The sequence below is a fragment of the Halapricum hydrolyticum genome, from assembly GCF_025517535.1.
In the GTDB taxonomy this organism is placed as follows: Archaea; Halobacteriota; Halobacteria; order Halobacteriales; family Haloarculaceae; genus Halapricum; species Halapricum hydrolyticum.
In genome coordinates this window covers 135394-151247 of sequence record NZ_JAOPKC010000004.1, presented here as the reverse complement: position 1 = coordinate 151247, position 15854 = coordinate 135394, and the positions used below count along the sequence as shown (strand labels likewise).

The window sequence follows — 15854 nt, the reverse complement described above, 5'->3', positions numbered from 1 at the left end:
GCGTGTTTGACCCCGGTTCACTTAAAGCCGGGCGCGAAGCGCCGCGTTCATCGCCTCGACCGGTGCGTCCCGACCGGTCCAGCGCTCGAAGGCCTCGACGCCCTGGTACAGCAACATCCACGCTCCGTCGACGGTCGTCGCACCAGCGGCTGCCGCGTCTCGGAGTAGTCTCGTCTCGATCGGCGAGTACACCGCATCGAGAACGGTCAGGTCCCCGTGTAGCGCGTCGGCCGGGACGGGCGAGCGATCCTCGTCCATGCCGACGCTCGTGGCGTTGACCAGCACGTCCGCGTCCGCGAGCAGCGTCGGGAGGTCGTCGAGTCCGTGTCCGCTCGCGTCGGGAACTGCCCCGGCCAGGTCGTGTGCGCGTTCGACAGTCCGGTTGGCGATCCGGACGCCCATCCCGGCGTCGGCGAGGCCGAACGCCACGGCTCGCCCCGCACCACCCGCCCCGACGACGACTGCCTCGCCGTCGAGGGACACGTCGTGCTCCCGGAGGGCCCGCACCGCGCCGACGGCGTCGGTGTTGTAGCCAACCGGTCCGTCAGCTGTGAACTCGACGGTGTTGACCGCGCCGATCCGGGCCGCGAGATCGTCCGGCTCGACGACGTCCAGCACGTCCTGCTTGAACGGAATCGTCACGTTCAGCCCGGCGACACCGAGCGTCGTAGCGGCCTCGATCGCTGGCACCGCCGCCTCCGGCTCGAAGGTGACGTATCTGGCCTCAATTCCCAGCTCGTCGTAAGCCGCCTCGTGCATCGGCGGCGACAGCGAGTGCCCGACCGGGTTCCCGATCAGTCCGTAGACATCCATACGCCAGCCTCGGGGCTGATCCAGTTAAGGTTTCGTCGTCTTGCTGCTGGAGGACCAACGGTTGCTCCAGGACATACTACTATGACTGATGCTCGCATAGAGTCGCCAATGACAGATCTGGCTGAGCTGGTGACACGCTCGCTCGATCCGGCCACGCGCGAAGAGTTCGACGCTCGCGTCCGGGAACAGACTGACTTCCTCTACGGACAGTTCGAGGAAGGCGCACTCGACAACGAGGGGTTCGCGATCGGGCTGGAGATGGAAGTGTACGCAGTCGCCGGCCAGCCGGAGGACGGCGAGCAGGTCGTGCAGCCGACCGAAGGAAGCCGGCTACACCAGATCCCGGGAAGCATCTTCGAGGATACCGACGCCGTCAGCAAGGAGCTGGGGTTGCACAACGCCGAGATCAACACCGATCCGAATACGTTCGACGCGGCCGGGCTGGACGCGCAGGCGACCGCGATCGAGATGGAAACCCGGAAAGCTCGCGCGGCAGCGGGCAAAGAGCACTGCGCGCTCGTCCTCGATGCGATGTGGACGATTCCGCCGGAGTCGGGAGCCGTCGAGTATCTCTCGGCGACGACAGACCTCGACGGCGTCCGACTGGCGACCAACATGCGGACTGATCCACGGTACGTCGCGATCGACAACGACCTGCTCGAACGGACCGGCGGCTCGATCGAACTGTCGGTGCCGGGCGTCGAGCAGTCGTTCCCCACGATCCTCCTCGAGTCGCTGGCGACATCGATCCAGCCGCACCTGCAGATCCCACAGACCGCGGCGTTTCCCGAGTACTACAACGCCGCGATCAGGACGATGGGACCGCTGGTGGCGCTCGCGAGCAACTCCCCGTTTCTCCCCGCGGACCTCTACGGCGACGTGGCCGATCCCGAGCGACTCCTCGATGAAACCCATCACGAACTCCGGATCGCCGTCTTCGAGCAGTCGGTCAACGTCACGCCGAACCCGAAAGTGCGGGTCCCGCCGGATCTCGATACCGTCACCGAGGTCGTCGATCACGTGCGCGAGGACGACGTCGTCGCGCCGTTTCTCAGCGAGTGGCTCGACGCCGACTCCGGAAGCGCGTACACGGACAACTACTGGGAGTTCGAGCACAAGCGCGGCACGTACTGGCGGTGGGTCCGATGTGTGATCGGCGGCGACCCCGTCGATGGGGCCGGTGACGAGCGCTCGGTCCGGATCGAGTACCGCCCGCTGCCGACCCAGCCGACGGTCGCCGACGTCGTCGGCCTGCAGGCGCTGACGGCCGGACTGATCCGCGGGCTAGTCGCCGCCGACCATCCGATCACCGAACTCCCGTGGGAGGCCGCCGAGTCGGCGTTCTACGCGGCCGCCAGAGACGGACTTGACGGGGAGCTGGCCTGGGTGACCGCCGACGGCGACCGAACGGCTGATCCGGACGAGATCTTCGCCGAAGTGTTCGAGTACGCCGAACACGGACTCGAAGTCCAGGGGATCGACGGGGCGTCGTATCTCGACCCGATCCGGGCGCGCTGGCGGGCGGAAACGACACCCAGCAGCTGGAAGAAAGCCCGCGTGCGCGAGCACCTCGAAGACGGCCTCGACTTCCAGCAGGCGATCGAGCGCATGCAACGCGAGTATATCCGACGGAGTCGGGAAACCGATTCGTTCGCGGAGTGGTTGTGATCACCGCAGATGATGTCAACCGTCCCGACGGTAGATGACCTCGCTGTCAGATCCCGTACAGCGTCACCGTCCAGAAATCCTCGAAGGCGTCTTCGAGCGCCTGTTCGGGGTCGCCCGTGGCGTCGACGGCAGCGGTCGCGTCGGCGGCGTCGCTGACCGCGCCGAGGACGCTGCGCTCGCCGACGACGAAAAGCGGTGCGTCGTCCGGCCGCTCGGCGAGCGCCTCCTGACAGCGCCCCAGGTGCGTGTCGATCTGGCCGTCGCGGATCCGCTCGAAGCGCGACTGGGAGAACCCGCCCTTGGAGTGGTTGCTCTTGAGTTCGCTGTCGAACCCGTGGAAAGCCGTCCGCTCGCGACCCTCGTAGACGCCCATCGCGAACAGGTCCGAACGGACGAGCGCGAGCGTGAACCGCCCCGTCGGCTCGAACCATGACCGATCGATTTCGACACTGTCGCCCCACCGTGCGAACGGCTCGGGCGGGTTCGGGACGTCGAAGGCGACGCTCACCATCCTGGCGTCGTCGGTGACGGCCAGACACGGCGCGGCGCGGGAAACGAGCGCCGCACGCTCGCCGAACCCGTCCCTGAGTTCTCCCGAGATCTGGTGGTCGTCGACGACGACGGCCGTGAGGATACTCTCCGGTTGCCCCTCCAGTGAGGTCAGCCGGTCGAGCACGCTCTCGATGCGCCTGCCCGTGAGTTGCTCACGTCGCCGATAGGACAGGGTCTGCTCGCCGTCTTCGAGGCGATCGATCCGATCTCGCAGCTGTGTGATCCGATCTTCGAGTTCGTTGACGCGTCGCTCGGCGGCCTGTCTGTCAGTGACGGCGTCCTTGCGACGCTCCTGCTCGGCCTCGAGGCGGTCTCGCAGTTCGGCCCTCTCGTCTTCGAGCGTCTCGATGCGCTCTTTGAGTTCGGCACGGCCGAACAACTCGTCGAACATACCCGGGTCCGGGAGGCGAGGACGCTTAAATCCCGGTCTGATCCGGCAGTGACTGCTCCATCTCGAGCAGCTGCTCGGCCCGGTCGGCCTTCGCGAGGAAGACCTCCCTGAGCGCGGGTGGGTTGCGGATCCGCGCGTCGTCTTCGATGATCTCCGGTGGGACCGCGAGCGTGTCGGCCGGCACGCCGTCTTCGCCGTGGACCCGGAAGTGTCGCGTCCCGAGTTTCATTACGAGCGGCTGCTCGGGTGTCGCGCCCCGCTCCTCGGCGTAGAGTTGCGTTGCGATCTGCTCGTATTGCTCGCGACACAGCGCCGCCAGCTGGTGATCCTGTGGCTCGACGTAGAGCCGTCCGAGATAGTACCCCCGGGAGAACTGTTCGAACATACTGTGCGTGTTCTTCTCACGCATGAAAGTGTATAAGTCTTCCGCGGGCCCGTGAAGGTCGACTGTCAGAATTCACCCGCCGGAAACGCGCTCGATCGCGGTCGCGTTGACGAAGTAGACCGCCGTCTGGGTTGCGTCACCCGTGACCTGGACCGTCGTCACCGTCCGATTTCCGCCGGATCCGGATGGCGTCCGCTGATCGGTGAACCAGTAGGGGATCGAAACGCGCACGTACGCACCATCGTCCGTCGTGTTCACGATCGTCGTCTCGAGGCTGCCCGCACCGCCGACACCGTATTCCGCGTGATCGCGTTCCGACAGCATCTCCCGCACCCGCTCTGATTCGCGGTCGATGATCTCCTCCTCGACAGTCGCGTTCACGTACTCCGAGACCTGTCCGTTTGCCGTGGTCGTCGGACTGGTATCCGAAACACACCCCGCGAACCCCAGCGCGAGGACCAACACGCAGGCGATCGCGATTCTGTACATATATCTTGAATTATTTTGTATTCGTCATATATATATATATACTGGTTTTTGGCCTGAGTGGAACACAAGAGGCCGACTCCCCGAACGTCTATCGACCGGGAGGAAGTTCGTGAGCTTCCCGTCGAATTTTGAGGACGCCTTCGCACAATGGTATCGGGGAACGGTTATAGAGTGGTCACTCCATGTAGCCCAGTTGCTGGAGTCGCTCGGAGACCTCCTCGCTCGCGTCGGAACGTCGGCCAGCCGATTCGAGTGGGTCACGCGTCTCCACGTCCGGGTCCTCGACGAAGACGTCGAGCACCTCCCCGCGCATGTCCGTCGGGACCGCACAGCCGGCGTTTGCCAGGACCGTCGGCGCGATGTCGGTGATCGAAATCTGTTCGCGCTGGCCGCCGGCCTCGAAGGAGGGGCCGGACGCGACGAAGATCCCGGTGTTGGTGTTCTCGGCGGCCCAGCGGGCCGGCTCGGTCATGATCTCGCCGCCGCCGATCCCGTCGTTGACGTGGACGCCGGGGCGCTGCTCGACCACGACGTCGGGAGCCTCCTCGACGTACGGTCCGTTGTAGATCTCCTCGCCGCGGTAGACGTTCGTGAAGATCCGGCCGTGCTCGTCCTCGACCGTCCGGAGGTCCTCGATCAGGGAGTCGGCGACGCTGTCGACGTCGTAGTCGGGGTTGACGTAGATCGGCCCCTGCGAACTCGCGACGGCCTGCGTGTTCGGCAGGTCGATCGCGTCGAGCTTCTGGCCGCGTTTGACGCCCGCCTCCTGGGGGACGAGTTGCTGGACCCGCTCGGGGACGACTCGCGAGAGGAACTCGACCATCCCCAGGCGCTTGGCGATCGCCAGCGCGTTCTCCCGGGTCAGCCCCACCTGCTGGAAGACGCTCCCGAGCGACTGGGTGCGTGCCTGGTAGCCGTTCTCTGCCAGCCACTCGTTGACGTAAAACTCGGTCTGGGTCGGGCCGCTGCCGTGGTCGGACATCACGATCAGATCCGTGTCCTCCAGATCGGCGAGACGACCGATCCACTCGTCGACGAGTTTCCAGCCGCGCTTTGTCGGCTCTGCGTCCCAGAAGAAGTGATGCAGGACGTTCAGGTAGAACAGCGTCAGGTGCATGAAATCCAGCTCGCGCTCCTCGAAGAGGGTGACGGCGGCCTCGAAGCGGGCCTCGAACAGCTCGAGGATCGCGTCGACTTCCGCGCCGGTCTCGTCGTTGCTCGACAGCAGCGGCTCCGGGTGGACCCGGTAGCCGAACCGGTCTTCGAGTTCCCCGGCCAGTTCCGGCGGAGACGTATAGCCCTCCTCGATCGAGCGGTATTCGCCTTCGACGGCGTCCGGCCCGCCCGAGACGACGAACCCGTCGATCTCGCGCGGCGGATACGTCGAGGGCATGTTCATCACACCTGCTGTCTGCCCCTCGTCGTTGAGGTAGTCCCACAGTTCCAGCGTGTCGAAGTCGCTGCCGTTGCAGACAGTGATCTCGCCGGCGTCGAGATCGACCCGCTCGAACCAGAAGACGCCGAAGCCGCCGGGGTCCTTGCCGGAGGCGTAGCACTTCCAGTTGGGGAACGTCACGGGCGGGAGGCAACTGCGACTCTCGGCCCAGGTGCCCGACTCGCGCAGCGCTTCGAGATTCGGCAACTCCCCTGCCTCGATCCAGGGGTCGAGCAGCCGCCAGCTGGCGCCGTCGAGCCCCAGTACGAACGTCCGGGTCATAGCGGTCGTTGCCCGGCACTCGGCAAATGTCTGTTCATCCCGCCGTGGGTGCAGGTCCACCGACTGCAACGAACCCAGCTACGATTCTGCCGACTTCCAGGACGGATCCAGTCGCATCGTCGGATACCACCCGACGAGCGCGGGGAGGTAGACCCCGAGGAAGCGATCGATGAGGATCGTCGGCCCGGCGATGGTCGCCGGGACGCCCAGCGCGGCCAGCACCAGCGTCGCGGAGGCCTCGGCGATCCCGACGCCGCCGGGCGTGATCGGCAGCAGCGTCACGGCGTAGGCGGTCACCAGTGCGATCGGCAACAGCAGCACCGAGAGTTCGACGCCGGCCACCGACAGCGAAAGCGGCGAGAACTCGACGCCGGCCGCCGACAGCAGCACCCACACTCGCACACCGGGGACGACGAGCAGCGCGACCGCCCAGCCGACCGCGTAGCCGCCGATCGCGACCGGATCCCGGCGGAGTCGACCCAGCGTCTCGGCGGTCTCCTCGCCGATGTCGGGCAGCGCGCCGACGGCTTTCGCCAGCAGCGCCTCGGCGTAGGGGAGTCGCTCGATGGGGATCCGATCGCGGACCGCGGCGGCCAGCGTCGCCGCCCCACCGAGTCGCGTGCCGGCGACGAACAACAGCGGTCCGACGACGAGATACAGTCCCGCAGAGGCGGCGATCACGACCAGCAGTCCGGGCGACAGCGCCGAGGCGAACACGCCAAGTCCGACCAGCGCGACGATCCCGTAGAGCACCGCGAACAGCGCCGTGTGCAGCGTCGCCACCGCGACGACCGTCCCCCAGGTGTAGCCGGTGTACTGGCGGAGGACCGCCGGTGCGAGGGACTTGCCGACGGCCTGGGACGGCGTGAGGTGATTGATGAACCGGACCGTCAGCATCACGCCGGCGGCCACGCGAAAGGGGGTCGAACGCACCCGGTTGATCAGGACGTGCCAGGTCCAGAACTGCGCGACCGTTCCCAGCACCGACGCGCCGAGCACGATCGCGACGGCCGCGGGAGCCATCCCCGAGAGGGTCACGAGCACCTCGGCCCAGTCGGCCTGCACGACCAGCCAGGTGAGCGCGGCGATCCCGACCCCGTAGCGCAACAGCCACAGCACGCGTCGTCGGTCGATCATCGCGGCTCACCCCTGGGTCGCTGGCGTCTCATCTCGCATCACCTGGGGATCGGTGGCGTCTCATCTCGCATCACCCGCGACGCTTCGGGCAGTGACGAACTCGAAATCGCTGGCTAGGATGCGCTCGATCGCGCGCCACATCCACTCGCCGGTCCGGACGTACACTCGTCGCGGAACGCCCTCGACTTGTGGCAGCGTCGCGAGTTCCCAGGGGTGGACGTACAGGACGGGTGCGATCCCCCGTCTGGCGAGCAGTTTCATTCCCAGCAGGGTGTAGTGGACGCCGAAAAACCGGATCCAGGTGCCCGTCAGCGGCAGCCCGAGTCCCGGCATCACTGCGATCGGCAATTCGGTCACTGAATCGGGTGCACTCGCCTGCAGATCGCTGGCCAGGGTCGGCTCCCGGACCGACCACTCGCCGCCGTACCAGCCGGGGATCGACCGACAGGGGGCGACGCTGGAGTCGTACTCGTAGCCCACCTCGGCCAACAGATCGAAATGATCCGCTCCGAAGTCGAAGGCAGGGGCGCGAAAGCCCGTCACCGACGCGTCCGTCACCGACTCCAGGACCTCCCGCGAGTGAGCGAGTTCCTCGCGCCGCTCCGCGGCCGTGCAGTCGGTCAACAGCGGGTGAGTATGCGTGTGCGATGCGATCTCGTGGCCGCGGTCGGCCGCGGCGACGATCCGTTCCGGATAGCGCTGGGTGACCTCCGAGACGACGAAGAACGTCCCAGTCGCGTCGTACGTGTCGAGCGTCGTGAGCAGTCGCTCCATCTGGTCCGGGCCGACGTCGTTGGGATTCGGCGTGGACCCCTCGGCACTCCGGTAGGCGGGCGTGTGAGCGAAGCTCTCGAAATCGACCGAGAGGACGGCGCGTGTCATGTGTCAGTCCTCGTCGTCGGTCCGCTGTTCGAGATCGTAGCGCAGCAGCGCGAGTTCCTGAGTGAGATCGGAGAGCTGTCGGCGGCTCTCGACGAGCTGGACGTACGTGTAGAACACGACGAACAGCAACAGGAGGTTCGAGACGAAGAAAATGGAGTCGGTTCCACGGGCAAATCCGAGCGCCGAGAGCCCGCCTTCGAGCGCGGCGAGCAGGTCGACCGTCTCGAGCGCGCTTCCGATCGATATTACAAGCAACCCGACGCCGAACCCAGCCCACAGCAAGAACTCGAAGATCCCCTCTTTGCGTGCCGCGACGAGCCGATAGCTCTGGTAGAGCAGCGCCAGTCCCGCGACGATACCGATCACGTGGATCGCTGAGAACCCGAACATCGTTATCTGAACAGGAGTACCTTCATCGTCGTCTTGATCATCCGTGGCGGGTACTTCAGAAACGTCCCGAGATCGAACTGCGATCCGTCGGTTTCCGGGGGCATGGGCGTCGAGACCTCGACGATCCGGTAGCCCTTCCGGGACGCTTCGAGCGTCTGTTCGAGCGCCCAGTGGCTGTTCTCCGGCCGGGAGAGGTCTGCGAGCAGTGCCGTCGTGTACGCCCGGAACCCGCTCGTGACGTCCGTGATATCGAGACCGGCCAGGGCGTTGACCTCCCAGGTGAAAAACCGGATCCCCGCCCGGCGGACGAGGCTGTACTCCCTGTAGCTGTCGTTGAGGAAGCGGCTGCCGATCACCATGTCTGCGCCGTCGGCGATCCGTTCGAGCAAGCGCGGGATGTCAGCGGGGTCGTGTTGCCCGTCGCCGTCGATCTGGACGACCACGTCGAACTCCTCGCGCACGCCGACCAGATAGCCGGTGTGGACCGCGCCCCCGACGCCCATGTTTCTGGGATGTGAGACGACGCCATCAGCGACCTCCCGAGCCCTGCTTTCGGTCCCATCCGTGCTCGCGTCGTCGATCACGACCACCTTGTCGACGTAGCGACTCGTCTCGGCGACGACGTCGGCGATCGTCCCGGCCTCGTTGTACGCGGGGACGATCGCCAGCACCGACAGTTCGGTGTCGCGGTCGTGCATCGGTCGGGCGGTGTCCCGGTCGTCCGACGGAGTGTCGTTGTCAGTCGCGGTCCGCGTCGATTGCGTGGCCATCAGTGTTCCTCGGTGAACTACGTGATCGTTTCCGTGGGGCTCTCAAAGACTTTTCGAGGAGAGATCGTCCGAAGTCGCCCGTCTTTTTGTGTCGTGAGGGGATACCTGTCGATGATGTGGCTGCCCTCCCCGCTCGAACGAGCCTACCAGCAAGTGCGCGAGGATCTCGCTGCAGATCCCTACCTCGCGTACATCCTGCTGCTATCGGCGTTGCTCTCCTCGTTCTGGGTCTGGCACCGGCTGCCGAACTTCGCGACCAGAGACGAGCGCTGGCGGGTTGTCGACGTGATGGAAGTCGCCGGCTTCGTCGTCAACGACGAGTTCAGCCTCGAAGCCCTCCAGGAGGGGACGAAATACTGGCGCGTCTTCGGACCGACGCTGTATCTCTACGCGCTCGTGGCGCTGCCGGCGATCGCGATCGCCGTCCTGATCGGTGACGCGAGCGCGTTCGGCGACATCTTCGGTGCGCTCGGGACCGATCTCTACGCCCACTGGCAGGCGATCCCTGCCTGGCTGTGGTGGGCGACGGTCCTGCCGGCCCGGCTGACGAACGTCGCGTTCGCGGTCGGATCCGTCTATCTGCTGTATCGGATCGGAACGCACGTGCGCGACCGGGCGACCGGTCGGCTCGCCGCGCTGTTGCTGTCGCTGACCTGGGCCGTGATCGTCCTTGCACACGAAGCCGGCGAGGACGTCCCGGCGCTGTTTTGCGTCCTGCTGGTCTTCTATCTCGCCGTGCGCTACGTCGAGGCCGGCTCGCGGCGGCTTTTCCTCGGCGGGAGTGCCGTCGGCGGGCTCGCGATCGCGTTCAAGCCGACCGCAGGTGTCACGGCGATCCTGCTCGGCGTCGCGTACCTGTTGCGCGCCGGCCGAGTGGACGACCCGAAACGGGCGCTGTTCCGGCCCGAACTGTTGGTCGGCGGTCCGATACTCGCGGTGGTCGTGATGTATCTCTCGTTCCCGAGTGCCGTCGTCAACACGATCCCGAGCGGTGCGTCCGGTGGTGTGCTGTCCGAGATATGGGACGGTCCAGAGGTGGTTCTCGACCGAGTCGACCGCGTCGCAAACGAGAAGACGCGTTCGCACGGGTGGCTCGATCGGCCGGCCTGGTGGTGGTACGTCCGCGGTGCTGCCAACGGACTCGGCTGGCCGCTGGCGCTCGCGTCCGTCGGCGGCGTCGCGGTGGGGGTCGCCACGCTGGGACGACGGGCACTCGTGACGCTACAGCCGGATACGGTCCGGTCGGTGCGGAACACGAAGCTGTCGCTCGAAACGGCCGGAATCGTCCTCGCGCTGTCGGTGATCGCCGTCATGACGACTGTCTTCTCGACGTGGGCGTACTTCCGGACCCACCACCTGCTGCTGCTGTTCCCGATGGTGATCCTGCTGGTCGCACTCGGGTTGCAGTGGCTCGACGTCGAGTACGAGCAGGCCGCCCACGTGCTCACCGTCGTGTTGCTCGTCTCGACGGCTATCTACGCCGGCGTCGGAACGGTCGGCTACGCCGACCAGCCGCGTGACGCGGCCGTCGGGTGGCTGCACGACCACGGCGGTGCAAACGCCACAGTCGAAACGTACGCGGGGGACTCCCAGGAGGCTGCGGTCCCTCACGGCTGGACGATCTACCGGCCGACCGCCGGGACGGACGGACTCCTCCGGAGCGATTGGATGCAACGCGTCGAGCAACGCTGTCCCGACTACATCGTCCTCAACTACCAGCGAGCGATGATCTGGCTCGCGCCGGACAATCACAGCCGGCTCTCGGAGCGCTGGACCTATCCGGGAGACGCCGAGTACGTCCGCGATCTGCTCGCCGAGGACGGACCGTACGAGAGCGAACAGGCACCCTACCCCTACGACGTGGCCGCGACGTTCGGACGGGAGCCGCCGTTCCTCGACGACGGCGAGCCCTACGACAGAACCTGGAACGTGATCCGGGCCGGAATCTATCCCCGGACGATCGAGTACGGCGATCCGCAGGACGTCGGCGTCTACGGGTACGCGGTCGTCCTCGAACGAACAGGGGCGTGTGAGTCGTAGTTACTGTTCGTCGCTGACCTCATTCCCGAGCGTCCAGGGGTCGTTCGAGAGCAACCGTTCGGGCCTGAGCATACCCTTGACGTGATGGCCCTCCGACTCGTGGTCATCGATCTCTTCGCGGTCGATCTCGGTCTCGCAGTCCGTGCAGTACCAGCGGGTGTTCATGGCTCGACCTCCGGTTGGGTACGCGCCGCGATCGTTTCGCGAATGAGCTCGATCACGTCGGGGATCCGCTCATCTACGGCGTCACTCAACTCCGTGCCTGGTCCGGTGTCGGCCGGCTGGACGCCGATCACGAGCAACTCGTCGGGCAGGTTGTAAGGATCTTTTCCGGTCTGTAACGCATCCGAAAACGAGAAGTCGTGCATCAGCACTTCGGGCGGCGAGCCGTCGAACGACCCCTCACGGTAGCGGTACCGATGGATCGAACCCGGTGGAGCGTCCTCGACCGCAACTGCGTCGACGACGATCGCGTAGTCGGCTCCGCTCATCGCTTCCAGCGCGAAAAACGCCGTCGTGCCGGCGTGGGTCGCGACGACGCCGTCCGGGAGACCCTCGTCACGAAGCGCCTCGACGACGCGCTCGCCGACGCCGTCGTCCCCCATGATGGGGTTTCCGACGCCGACGACGGCGATATGCGAGTGCTCACTCATCCGTCGGCTCACCACCGCGTGTCGCGTCGCCGGTCGTCACGTCGCTTTCCCGCTTCTCGGCCTGTCCTCCGTCTGCGGCCGTGGCTGGCCCGTCACCGGTCGTCGGCTGGTCACCGGTCGACTCCTCGTGTTCACTGTGGACGATAAACGCGTCGACGTCCCCGAACACCATCGACTTGAGAACGTCCCAGTTGCTCGGCAGGGCGGCGAAATAGATGTGAAAGAGTACCATTACTGCGGTGATGAATGCTAGCAGCAGGTGAATCTGCTTGAGCGTTTCGAAGGCCAACCAGCCGGCCATGAAGCCCAGCGCGTCGATCCACCAGGTCGACTCGGTCGCCATCTCGCGATACATGCCGAAGCCGGTCAGCGCGAGGATTCCGATGAAGATGGCGATCCACCAGAAGAACGTCTTCTGCATCGGATGGTGAGCGATCCAGTCGCCCTCGTCCTCGTCGTAGGCACGCCGGGCGTCGTGGTAGTACGGCATGTACTTCTTGAGACCGACGAACGCCTCGGCAATGTCGAAGCTGACCTGAATATCTGCCATCTCCAGTAGCTGGTGGTGTTTGTCGACCAAGACGTAGTAGTAGGGGAAGACGACGAACGTGATCGCCACGATCAGGATCCCGGTCCACATGTGGATCCCGAAAGCGACGTAGTAGCCGCCCCAAATCCCGGACTCAAGGAGGAAGTAATTACCAGACCAGATCGCCAGTCCCGTCCACAGCAACAGGAAAAACAGGATCGCCTGGATCCAGTGACTCAGACGGTTCCCCAGCGAGTGTCGCTCGACCGGCCGACGCTCGGCCGTCTCGAGTTGTGCGACCCTGTCGTCGGTCTCGATAATGTCGGATCGGGCCGTCCGCCAGAGCTGTCGGCCTCTGTCGAGCAGGCTCGAGGTGCCGCCGGTCTCTCCCGCCGGCGACTCGCCCGCGTCGTCAGTCGTCCCCGACATCGGTCATCCCTCCCGGCGACGCCGGTTTGAGTTCGGTCTCGTAGGATCCCTCCGGACTATCGACGTGGACCGAGCAGGCCAGGCACGGGTCGAACGAGCGGATCGTCCGCATCACGTTGATCGGGTTCTCGATGTCCGCGACCTCGTCGCCGACGATGGCTCCCTCGATGATCGACGGGTTGTCCTCGCCGTCCCGCGGTCCGATGTTCCACAGCGTCGGCGTGATGATCTGGTAGCGTTCGATCTCCCCGTCCTTGACGTCCACGTAGTGAGAGAGGGTCCCCCGGGACGGCTCCCAGAGGCCGACCCCCTTCCCGGTGTAATCGTCGGGGAAGTCGGCCATGAGCGGTTCGCTCGGGTCGAACGCGTCCAGCAGATCAAGCACCCGGTCGCGAACGATCAGTGCCTCCTGTGCACGGGCGATGAGGCGGTTGAGCGTATTGCTCTCGTCCGAGCCGCCGCCCAGGTCCGCCCGGAGGTTGAACGGATCGTAGCCCGAGATCGTGAGCCTGGCGAGCGGTCCGACCTCCATCGTCTCGCCGTCGAATCTGGGTGCTTTCCCCCAGGAGTAGGCCCCTTCTTTGTTGGGGTCTGGCTCCGGTGGTTGCGCCTCGGTCGGTTTCCCGCCCGACTCGTCGGTATAGTACGAGTACTCCGTGTCTTCGGAGATGGCAGCGACGATTTCGTCTTTCGTCATCAGTTCGACGGATCCGTCGCGATACACGCCGCGCTTGAAAATCCGTTCGTCGGACTCGGGCTCCCTGAACAGCCCGTTGCTGTAGTAGCGGTTCGGTCCCGATCCGAGGTCGGCAGCGCCTTCCCTGGCGGCGGCCACGAGAATCGAGACGACGTCGTGGAGCCCCTCGCCCAGCTGTGGGTCGAACTCGCCGTTCTGGACGTTCGCAAGAACGTCCGGAACCGCCTCGGTCGGCCCGAGCCAGTTGCTGACTTCCCGGACGCGGGACTTGACGGTCTGTACCGTCGAAACATCCGGATTCGTCGCGACCCCGCCAGGGACGAACGCGAGCGGGTGGGGTGCACGCCCGCCGAACTCCGCCAGCGCCTGCATGAGCTTGCGCTGGTTTTCGAGCGCTCCCTGATACCCGTCGCCTTCGAGTGGGTCCAGCCGCTCGAATCCCGTGTCGGCGACTGCGTCGCTGTAGTCGGGACCGACCAGGGCGAACAGGTGGATCGCGTGGTTCCACAGGAAGAAGATGCCCTCGACCGCGTCCCGGAGAATCTTGGCGTGCTCCGGAATCCCATCGAAGGCACCGGCGTTGATCGCCGCGTCTTCGGTCGCCCGCGACGAGCCGATCCGGTGACAGATGAAACAGACGCCACAGACTTTTCCCGTGAGCTGTGCCGCGTCCCGAGGTGACCTGCCGACGGTGATGATTTCGGCCCCCCGGAACATCTTCATCGTGCTTCTGGCCTCCGCTATCTGACCGTCCTCTACTTCCAGCTCCATCCCGTGGTGGCCTTCGATACGTGTCGTCGGATCGATTTTTACTTCTACCATGATAAATCACACCGGTTTGTCGTCCCCGGTCTCCGCATCCGACTGCTGGCCAGCGTCTGACGCCGTGGACTCCGCGTCGGCGTCTTCCGATTGGCCTCCGTTGCCGTCCTGTTCGGACTTCCCGTATCCGGTGACCTTCCGGGCGGCGTGAGCACCGATGCCGACCACGCCGGCGCCGACCGCGGCTAGCCCGGCCGTCTCGACGTCGACGCCGAAGATATTCTGGCGTTCGACCGACTTGTCCAGCGGCTGGAAGCGGTCCCAGAACCCGGGCTCCATACAGCCGATACACGGCGCGCCCACGTTGAGACAGACGCTCGTCCCGTCGTTCCACAGCCGAGTCTGGTCGTCACAGTGCGTGTAGGGTCCGGCACACCCCACCTGGTACAGACACCCCTCCTCGCCAGGTTTGTCCGCGAACTCGCCGCGGTCGAAGTAGCCTCGCCACTTGCAGTTGTCGTGGACGAGCGGTTCGTAGAACGGCTTCGGCCGGTTGTACCGGTCGAGCTCCGGTATGTGGCCGTTGAGAACAGTCGCGATCGTCAACAGTATGTAGTCAGGATGAGGGGGACAGCCTCCGAGATTGACGACCGGAAGCCCCGATCCGGCCTCGAAATCCGGTCCGAGTACGCCGGGTTGGGAACGTTGCTCGAACTGGAGCCCCTTCGCTCCCGTGACGTTCTTGCCGACGTCGTGGAGCCGATTTTTGTTCTCGGCCGCCGGCCAGCCGCCGAAGGCTGCACAGTTGCCCACGCCGATCACGTACTCGGCCTCGGGGGCCAGCTCCGTGACCCAGTCGTAGACCGGCTTCTCGGCGACCGTCGCGGCGGACGGAATATCGGTCGGCACCGACCCCTCGAGGACGAGTATGTCCGGCGACTTGCTCATCGACTCGATAGCTGCCTCGCCGTGTTCCGCCATGAGCGTGGGATGGAACGTCAACTCCATCCGGAACTCGCTCAAGGTCTCCTCCAGAGTCGGATACTGTCCCTGCAGGAGTGATATCGTACACCCCGAACAGCTCTGTCCTTGCAGCCAGGCGACCTCGACCGGCCCGTCTGTCGCCTGCTGAAGCGCCTGCGCGATCTCGCCGGTGTGGCGGGAAACGACCGCTCCGGCAGACATCGTGCCAGCGAGCTTCAAGAAATTTCGCCTGGTCTGGCCGTTGTCACTGCTGCGTATGGCCATACTGAGAAAAGGAATACAAAGAACATTAAAAATAGATATAGATTCTTGCGCTCTGAGAAGACCAGTTCAGTGTCGAGTCAAGGACTGTGAGAGGTTATCGGAGGAATCCGGTGGTTTCGCCATGAGAGTTGCGTTCCACCGTTCAGTCTGGGGTTGGAATCCCCCGACCGGCGACGATACTCTCGATGGGAAACCGTCGACGGGCACGACTAGATCGGACTCGGACCTCCACAGACCGAATCGAGCGAGGACCCGCCCGGGAGAAAGGCGTCCATATCAGAGAGTATCCTGCCCGAAATACG

General features: G+C 65.3%; 16 protein-coding genes. 2 read left to right on the top strand and 14 right to left on the bottom strand.

From position 1 onward, the window contains the following. Positions 1-21 precede the first annotated feature (21 nt). Positions 22-813, bottom strand: a complete 792-nt coding sequence (locus tag OB916_RS06440; protein ID WP_315908465.1) for a shikimate dehydrogenase — start codon at positions 811-813, stop codon at positions 22-24. Positions 814-921: 108 nt separating this feature from the next. On the opposite strand from OB916_RS06440, the gene OB916_RS06435 reads away from it, so the two are divergent. After that, positions 922-2481, top strand: coding sequence for a hypothetical protein (locus OB916_RS06435; protein ID WP_315908464.1), 1560 nt, complete (start codon positions 922-924; stop codon positions 2479-2481). Between the two features lie 46 nt (positions 2482-2527). On the opposite strand, the gene OB916_RS06430 is transcribed toward OB916_RS06435, so the two are convergent. The 8 genes from OB916_RS06430 to OB916_RS06395 all read right to left on the bottom strand — a co-directional run bounded on the left by OB916_RS06430 (position 2528) and on the right by OB916_RS06395 (position 9194). Beyond that, entirely contained in the window at positions 2528-3424 is an 897-nt protein-coding gene (locus tag OB916_RS06430) for a Vms1/Ankzf1 family peptidyl-tRNA hydrolase (protein WP_315908463.1), read from the bottom strand. A gap of 25 nt (positions 3425-3449) precedes the next feature. Next, positions 3450-3809 (bottom strand): DUF5802 family protein, encoded by a 360-nt coding sequence (locus tag OB916_RS06425; RefSeq protein WP_315908462.1) that lies wholly within the window; start codon positions 3807-3809, stop codon positions 3450-3452. A gap of 72 nt (positions 3810-3881) precedes the next feature. Next, complete coding sequence (locus tag OB916_RS06420) at positions 3882-4298, bottom strand: hypothetical protein (RefSeq protein ID WP_315908461.1); 417 nt, start codon at positions 4296-4298, stop codon at positions 3882-3884. A gap of 175 nt (positions 4299-4473) precedes the next feature. Next, positions 4474-6015 carry an alkaline phosphatase family protein gene (locus OB916_RS06415; protein ID WP_315908460.1) on the bottom strand — a complete coding sequence of 514 codons (1542 nt, stop codon included), beginning with the start codon at positions 6013-6015 and terminating at the stop codon, positions 4474-4476. A gap of 78 nt (positions 6016-6093) precedes the next feature. Then, on the bottom strand, positions 6094-7152 hold the full coding sequence (locus tag OB916_RS06410; RefSeq protein ID WP_315908459.1) for a lysylphosphatidylglycerol synthase transmembrane domain-containing protein: 1059 nt from the start codon (positions 7150-7152) through the stop codon (positions 6094-6096). Between the two features lie 60 nt (positions 7153-7212). Beyond that, positions 7213-8034 carry a polysaccharide deacetylase family protein gene (locus OB916_RS06405; protein WP_315908458.1) on the bottom strand — a complete coding sequence of 274 codons (822 nt, stop codon included), beginning with the start codon at positions 8032-8034 and terminating at the stop codon, positions 7213-7215. Between the two features lie 3 nt (positions 8035-8037). Further along, positions 8038-8424 (bottom strand): DUF2304 domain-containing protein, encoded by a 387-nt coding sequence (locus OB916_RS06400; RefSeq protein WP_315908457.1) that lies wholly within the window; start codon positions 8422-8424, stop codon positions 8038-8040. 2 nt (positions 8425-8426) lie between these two features. After that, positions 8427-9194, bottom strand: coding sequence for a glycosyltransferase family 2 protein (locus OB916_RS06395; RefSeq protein ID WP_315908456.1), 768 nt, complete (start codon positions 9192-9194; stop codon positions 8427-8429). A 114-nt stretch (positions 9195-9308) separates the two neighbouring features. Between OB916_RS06395 and OB916_RS06390 the strand changes: the two genes are divergently transcribed. Continuing rightward, the gene (locus OB916_RS06390; RefSeq protein WP_315908455.1) at positions 9309-11234 is read left to right on the top strand and encodes an ArnT family glycosyltransferase; all 1926 of its coding nucleotides are present in this window, start codon (positions 9309-9311) and stop codon (positions 11232-11234) included. Here OB916_RS06390 and OB916_RS06385 read toward each other — a convergent pair whose 3' ends face one another. The 5 genes from OB916_RS06385 to OB916_RS06365 are packed head-to-tail and all read right to left on the bottom strand — an operon-like array spanning position 11235 to position 15552. Beyond that, entirely contained in the window at positions 11235-11399 is a 165-nt protein-coding gene (locus OB916_RS06385) for a hypothetical protein (RefSeq protein ID WP_315908454.1), read from the bottom strand. Beyond that, on the bottom strand, positions 11396-11887 hold the full coding sequence (locus OB916_RS06380; protein ID WP_315908453.1) for a hydrogenase maturation protease: 492 nt from the start codon (positions 11885-11887) through the stop codon (positions 11396-11398). The genes OB916_RS06385 and OB916_RS06380 overlap by 4 nt, the downstream gene beginning before the upstream one ends. Further along, positions 11880-12845, bottom strand: coding sequence for a cytochrome b/b6 domain-containing protein (locus OB916_RS06375; protein WP_315908452.1), 966 nt, complete (start codon positions 12843-12845; stop codon positions 11880-11882). Before OB916_RS06375 ends, OB916_RS06380 begins: the two co-directional genes overlap by 8 nt. Further along, positions 12829-14364, bottom strand: coding sequence for a nickel-dependent hydrogenase large subunit (locus tag OB916_RS06370; protein WP_315908451.1), 1536 nt, complete (start codon positions 14362-14364; stop codon positions 12829-12831). The genes OB916_RS06375 and OB916_RS06370 overlap by 17 nt, the downstream gene beginning before the upstream one ends. Positions 14365-14370: 6 nt before the next feature. Beyond that, positions 14371-15552 carry a hydrogenase small subunit gene (locus tag OB916_RS06365; protein WP_315908450.1) on the bottom strand — a complete coding sequence of 394 codons (1182 nt, stop codon included), beginning with the start codon at positions 15550-15552 and terminating at the stop codon, positions 14371-14373. Positions 15553-15854 lie beyond the last annotated feature (302 nt).

Bases quoted from the DNA above. Each gene is read 5' to 3' on its own strand.
- OB916_RS06370 (WP_315908451.1), bottom strand. From the start codon at position 14,364: ATGGTAGAAGTAAAAATCGATCCGACGACACGTATCGAAGGCCACCAC.
- OB916_RS06380 (WP_315908453.1), bottom strand. From the start codon at position 11,887: ATGAGTGAGCACTCGCATATCGCCGTCGTCGGCGTCGGAAACCCCATC.
- OB916_RS06425 (WP_315908462.1), bottom strand. From the start codon at position 3,809: ATGTTCGAACAGTTCTCCCGGGGGTACTATCTCGGACGGCTCTACGTC.
- OB916_RS06365 (WP_315908450.1), bottom strand. From the start codon at position 15,552: ATGGCCATACGCAGCAGTGACAACGGCCAGACCAGGCGAAATTTCTTG.
- OB916_RS06405 (WP_315908458.1), bottom strand. From the start codon at position 8,034: ATGACACGCGCCGTCCTCTCGGTCGATTTCGAGAGCTTCGCTCACACG.
- OB916_RS06390 (WP_315908455.1), top strand. From the start codon at position 9,309: ATGTGGCTGCCCTCCCCGCTCGAACGAGCCTACCAGCAAGTGCGCGAG.
- OB916_RS06420 (WP_315908461.1), bottom strand. From the start codon at position 4,298: ATGTACAGAATCGCGATCGCCTGCGTGTTGGTCCTCGCGCTGGGGTTC.
- OB916_RS06415 (WP_315908460.1), bottom strand. From the start codon at position 6,015: ATGACCCGGACGTTCGTACTGGGGCTCGACGGCGCCAGCTGGCGGCTG.
- OB916_RS06375 (WP_315908452.1), bottom strand. From the start codon at position 12,845: ATGTCGGGGACGACTGACGACGCGGGCGAGTCGCCGGCGGGAGAGACC.
- OB916_RS06430 (WP_315908463.1), bottom strand. From the start codon at position 3,424: ATGTTCGACGAGTTGTTCGGCCGTGCCGAACTCAAAGAGCGCATCGAG.
- OB916_RS06385 (WP_315908454.1), bottom strand. From the start codon at position 11,399: ATGAACACCCGCTGGTACTGCACGGACTGCGAGACCGAGATCGACCGC.
- OB916_RS06395 (WP_315908456.1), bottom strand. From the start codon at position 9,194: ATGGCCACGCAATCGACGCGGACCGCGACTGACAACGACACTCCGTCG.
- OB916_RS06440 (WP_315908465.1), bottom strand. From the start codon at position 813: ATGGATGTCTACGGACTGATCGGGAACCCGGTCGGGCACTCGCTGTCG.
- OB916_RS06400 (WP_315908457.1), bottom strand. From the start codon at position 8,424: ATGTTCGGGTTCTCAGCGATCCACGTGATCGGTATCGTCGCGGGACTG.
- OB916_RS06435 (WP_315908464.1), top strand. From the start codon at position 922: ATGACAGATCTGGCTGAGCTGGTGACACGCTCGCTCGATCCGGCCACG.
- OB916_RS06410 (WP_315908459.1), bottom strand. From the start codon at position 7,152: ATGATCGACCGACGACGCGTGCTGTGGCTGTTGCGCTACGGGGTCGGG.